The sequence below is a fragment of the Mesorhizobium sp. M1A.F.Ca.IN.020.06.1.1 genome (genome assembly GCF_004023265.1).
Classification (GTDB): Bacteria; Pseudomonadota; Alphaproteobacteria; order Rhizobiales; family Rhizobiaceae; genus Mesorhizobium.
Genome location: NZ_RZSR01000775.1, coordinates 1 through 2,913, shown reverse-complemented (window position 1 = coordinate 2,913; position 2,913 = coordinate 1). Strand labels below are relative to the sequence as shown.

General features: G+C 66.9%; 4 protein-coding genes. All 4 read right to left on the bottom strand.

What is annotated here, in order from left to right:
- Positions 1-435, bottom strand: a 435-nt coding sequence (locus EOA60_RS26725; RefSeq protein ID WP_164899554.1) for an SDR family oxidoreductase, incomplete at its 3' end; no start/stop codon positions are given.
- A gap of 40 nt (positions 436-475) precedes the next feature.
- Positions 476-1,204: an SDR family oxidoreductase gene (locus EOA60_RS26720; protein ID WP_067328815.1), complete on the bottom strand. Its 729-nt coding sequence runs from the start codon at positions 1,202-1,204 to the stop codon at positions 476-478.
- Positions 1,205-1,226: 22 nt separating this feature from the next.
- Positions 1,227-2,480, bottom strand: a complete 1,254-nt coding sequence (locus EOA60_RS26715; RefSeq protein ID WP_095802294.1) for an ABC transporter permease — start codon at positions 2,478-2,480, stop codon at positions 1,227-1,229.
- Positions 2,477-2,913, bottom strand: a 437-nt coding sequence (locus EOA60_RS26710) for an ATP-binding cassette domain-containing protein (RefSeq protein ID WP_164899553.1), incomplete at its 5' end; no start/stop codon positions are given. The genes EOA60_RS26715 and EOA60_RS26710, both read right to left, overlap by 4 nt.

Sequence of the window (2,913 nt, the reverse complement as noted above, 5' to 3'; positions counted from 1 at the left end):
GCCGGAAATCGAGCCGACATTGAGGATCGCGCCGCCTCCCTGGCGCCGCATCGGCGCCAGCGCCGCCCTGCAGCAGCGAAAGACGGCATCGACATTGATCACCATCGTCTGCCGCCAGATGTCCTCCGGATAGTCGCCGCTGTCGCCATGGATGGCGATGCCGGCGCTATTGACCAGGATGTCGAGGCGGCCGGCCTTGGCGAGCGTGTCGGCGACCAGCCTGTCCGGCGCTTTCTCGTCCAGCATCTCGGCGGCGTGAAAGTCGAAGGCGAGGCCCGCGAGTTCCTGCCGCGCATCATCCTTCATCGTCCGGCCCGCAACGACGACGCGTGCGCCGGCTTCGCCGAGCGCCTTCGCGATGGCGAGGCCGATGCCGCGCGTGCCGCCGGTCACCAGCGCGACATTGTCGTCCAGTCGGAAGCGGTCGAGGATCATGGCGGCGGTTCCGTTCTGCGAAGGCCGGTCGGCAAGCCGCTCAGATGTCCACGCTCTGCGGCAGGATGACGAGGTCGCGAATGGTGATGTTGCGCGGTCGCGTCAGCATGAACAGCACGGCGTCCGCCACTTCCTTCGCCTCCATCAGGCTGCCGGCGGCGAGCGCTTCTTCCATCTTGGCCTTTGGCCAGTCGCTGAGCAGCGCCGTCACCACCGGACCGGGAGCGACTGCACCGACGCGAATGCCGTGCTTCAGCACCTGGCGCCGGACCGTATGGACGAATGCCTGCACGGCGAATTTCGAGGCGGTGTAGATCGGCTCCCAGACCACGGGAACGAAGCCGGCCACCGAACTGGTGACGATGATATCGCCGCTCTTCCGCTCGATCATATGCGGCAGCACGGCGTGCACCGTGCGGAACACGGCGTTGACGTTGAGGTTGAGCATCCTATCCCACTGGTCGGGATCGCCCGACGCTACCTCCCCGCCGACATAGGCGCCGGCATTGGCATGGAAGATGTCGAGCTGGCCCGCCTTTTCGAGGATCTCGGGCATCATGCGGTTGACGCTCGCCGGATCGAGCAGGTCGGTGACGACGGCATAAGCATTGTCGCCGAGCTCCGCGACAAGTTTCTGAAGCCGGTCCTCGGCCCGGTCGACAAGGACGACCTTCGCGCCGGCTGCGAGCATGGTGCGGGCGCATTCCAACCCGATGCCCGAGGCAGCGCCAGTGATTGCGGCAACCTTGCCGGAAAGACTTTCAGACATTGCGATCCTCTTCGATAGGCCGTCAGGCGCGGCCGTGTGAGACACGCGAGCGGCGGGCGAGAGAATCGACGATGACCGCGATCGCCAGCACGCAGCCGGTGATCATGTACCGGAGCGAGGATGACAGATCGAGCAGCGTCAGGCCGCTTGCGATGGATTGGATGACGATGATGCCAAGCAGCGCCGAATAGGCGCTGCCGCGGCCGCCGAACAGGCTGGTGCCGCCGATGACGGCCGCCGCGATGGCGTTGAGATTGACGTCGCCGGTGCCGGCCTGCTGGCTGGCGGTTGCCAGGCGTGCTGCCGAGAGCAGGCCGCCCGTCGCCGCCAGCGTGGCGCAGAGCGCGAAGGCGCTGGCGTAGATCAGCCGGACATTGATGCCGGCGCGACGCGCCGCTTCGCGGTTGCCGCCGACAGCGGTCATCGAGCGGCCCCATTGGGTGCGCTTCAGCGCATAGTTCATCGCCACGACCAGGCCGACGAACAACGCGAACATCCAGGGCACGCCGCGCGACAGGTTGAGGTAGTAAGCCACCAGTTCGAGCGCGACCGTGATCGCGACCGCCTGGAGCAGCAGCCCGCCCAGCGAACGCGATGACAGGCCGGCGGCCTGGCGGCGTTGCGCCTTGCGATAGCCGAGAGCCAGGGCAAGCACGCCGGGCACGACGGCCAAAGTGTGCGACACCCAGTGTGGCATCACCAGAAGCTGGCCGAAATTCACCAGCGGCGAATCGTAAGGCAGGTTGATCGAGCCCGTCGGGCCGAGGATGTAGAGCTGCAATCCCAGGAAGGCGAGCAGGCCCGAAAGCGTCGAGACGAAGCTTGGCATGCCGAGCCTGTTGAGCAGCAGCGCGTAGACGCAGCCGGTCACGAACCCGACCGCCATCGCCGCCAGCATGGCAAGCGCGACCGGCCAGCCCCACTGCACCCACAGCACGCCGAGCAGCGCGGAGGCCAGGCCGCTGACGGACCCGACGGACAGGTCGATCTCGCCCACCATTAGCACGCAGACGATCCCGAGCGAGATGATGCCGACCGTCGAGCAGTCGAACAAAAGATTGACCAGATTGTTCGGCGACAGGAATACCGGGTTGAGCGTCTGGAAGATCGTGCAGATCAAAACCAGCCCGACAACCACGGGCAGCGAGCCGAGATCGCCGGAGCGGACGCGGTCGAGGAAGCCCCTGATGACACCCTTGGCGCCGCTGCGATCCTTCAGCCGTTCGTCGCTGCGATCGAGCAGCGCGCCGGGATTGCGGTCGGACGCCGTGGTCATGGCTGTTCTCCTTGCGCTTTCTCGGCCGTGCGCCTGCCGCGCCGCGAGACCGCATTGTCGTCGGCGCCGGTGATCGCCGTGACCAGCTCCTGATTGGAGGCGCCGGGCAGGAAGATGCCGTTGTTGCGGCCGAGCCTCAGCACCACGATGCGGTCGGCCACGGCGCGCACGTCCTCCATGTTGTGGCTGATCATGACGACGCCCAGCCCGCGATCCCGCACGCGCTCAATGAGATTCAGCACTTCAGCGGTCTGCGCGACGCCGAGTGCGGCGGTGGGCTCGTCGAGGAGGATCACGCGCGGCTCCATCAGCAGCGAGCGGGCGATCGCCACCGTCTGCCGCTGCCCGCCCGACAGCGACGCCACCGGCTCGCGCACGCTGGGAATCCGTGCCGAGAGCTCGTTGAGCAGTGTCCAGGCGCGGACCTCCATCG